The sequence below is a fragment of the Microbacterium sp. BF1 genome (genome assembly GCF_019279095.1).
Lineage (GTDB): Bacteria > Actinomycetota > Actinomycetes > Actinomycetales > Microbacteriaceae > Microbacterium > Microbacterium maritypicum.
Genome location: NZ_JAGYWT010000434.1, coordinates 1 through 2,074, shown reverse-complemented (window position 1 = coordinate 2,074; position 2,074 = coordinate 1). Strand labels below are relative to the sequence as shown.

General features: G+C 68.5%; 2 protein-coding genes and 1 pseudogene. All 3 read left to right on the top strand.

Annotation, left to right across the window (positions count from 1 at the left end):
- Window positions 1-424 (top strand): annotated as a pseudogene (locus KZA10_RS13265) (hypothetical protein); the annotation flags it as partial.
- A gap of 336 nt (window positions 425-760) precedes the next feature.
- Window positions 761-1,642: an ArdC-like ssDNA-binding domain-containing protein gene (locus KZA10_RS13260; RefSeq protein WP_068484200.1), complete on the top strand. Its 882-nt coding sequence runs from the start codon at window positions 761-763 to the stop codon at window positions 1,640-1,642.
- A gap of 47 nt (window positions 1,643-1,689) precedes the next feature.
- A partial coding sequence (locus KZA10_RS13255) for a DUF6349 family protein (RefSeq protein ID WP_256934828.1) occupies window positions 1,690-2,074 on the top strand: 385 nt, incomplete at its 3' end.

The following is a 2,074-nucleotide window of genomic DNA, read 5'->3' as shown; positions in this document are numbered from 1 at the left end:
CTACCGCGTCGAGCGCGAAGCATGGGCCTGGTGGAAGGCCGAGGAGGCGTGGATGCGCGCACCGCGTCGACCCGACGCGCGACGTCGACCGAGCCGCGGTCAACTCTCCCTCGTCCCCGAGGACGGCACCCACGCCTACGGCCCGCACCCGCGCCGAGCCGATGGCCGGCTGGACTACGCCGCAGCTCGACGGATCATCATCGAGGAGCGCGATGGAACAGCCGTACGCCCCTACGAGCGCGACGCCGACGGAGATCTCCGCTCGAGAACCCTCGTCGACGATAGCCCCGCGATCGACACCGCCGAGGGCGAGTGGATCGACCCCGGCTATTGCTCCCACGGAATGACCGTCGGCATCCGGTGCCGATACTGCGACGGCCCGGCCACGAAGCAGCTCGACACCCCGCAGCGCCGCGTCGCGTAGAGCCGATCCGCTGCGCGGAGGCGAGCCCACGGGCTCGCTGGTCGAGCCGGCGTCGCCGGCACTGTCAGGGCCTACGGCCCGTTCTTTTGCCGTGAAGCCTTCGGCAGCATACGGTCGTCAACCCTCCACCCAAGCGGCTGCGCCGCCGGCTCCTCCGAGACTTTCGGCACGCGGTCGCTGCGCTCCCTTATTTCGCGCCGAAACTCTCTCCCCCACCGCCCTACGGGTTGTGCTCCGGGCATCCTCCCTAGCGGCGGTAAACCGCCTTCACGGCAAAAAAACGTGGAGGGGATGAGCAGGGAAATAACCCTATTACCGGCACGGAAGGTTCCGAACATGGCACGCAACGTCAAGACCACCAAGACCCCCGAGCAGCGTCGCGCCGAGGCCGAGGAGCTGCAAGCCACGATCGCGGAGCAGGTCGAGGCGCTGCGCGAGTCGGAGGCGTGGGCGCGGTTCCTGGACTTCACGAAGGCATTCCACCGCTACAGCATCAACAACCTGTTGTTGATCTTCGGCCAGTGCCCCGAGGCGTCCCACGTCGCCGGTTACCGGACGTGGCAGAAGCTCAACCGCCAGGTGCGCAAGGGTGAGCGCGGAATCCGCATCTTCGGCGGCCGCGACGTGCGCGAGACGGTCGAGAACCCCAAGACCGGCGAGGACGAGGAGCAGCGCCGAACGCTGTTCTTCCCGGTGTCCGTGTTCGACATGGGACAGACCGACCTCATCGACCCCGAGGCGGGCGACCCGACCGACATCGCGCGGCCGCTGACCGGAGACGACCCCGCGGGCATCTTCGACGCCGTGGCCGACTACCTCACCGGCAAGGGCTGGACCGTCGAGCGCGAGAGCATCCCCGGAGGCGCACACGGCTACACCGACCCCGAGGGCCGTCGCGTCGTGCTCGATTCCGACCTCTCCCCCGCCCAGGCCGCAAAGACCGGACTTCACGAGGCCGCGCACGTCATCCTGCACGCTGAGGAAGATCACGCCGAGTACGTCGAGCACCGCGGCACCAAGGAAACCGAGGCCGAGAGCGTCGCCTACGTCGTCGCCGGGATTCTCGGACTCGACACCAGCGCCTACAGCGTCGGCTACGTCGCCGGGTGGAGCAACTGCGACGCCGAGACGATCAAGGCCACCGCGGCAAACGTGCTGCGCGCAGCTCACGCCCTGGCCGACGCGCTCACCGAGCAGCCCGAGACCGTCGCCGCCTGAGCGGCAATAACTCTATTGCCGTCAAGACCGTTAGAGGAGAAGGAACGATGACCGCGGAAACCCTGTTCGACCTGGCCGAGTTCGAGCGCGAGGCCGTCGCCGCGACCGCATGGGACGGCGCGCCCCTGGCCTACACGACGAGCTACTACAGCCCCGCCGAGCTGGATGCAGCATTCGACCGCTACCGCGCCGAGTTCGGCGGCTTCGGATGCATCCCCCGCTCCCACATGTGGCACCGCAACAGCTACAACCAAGGCGAGCGCGCCGCGACCGACGACGGCCACGAGCTGCACATGTTCTACGCCGACGCCTGGTGCAAAGAATCCGACCACGACCACACCGCCGACCCGCTGCCCGGCGGCGGCCGCTATCAGGCCGTGTGCCCCGGCTGCGCCTGGCACATCATCACCGAGCGCGAGAACGACGCCGTAG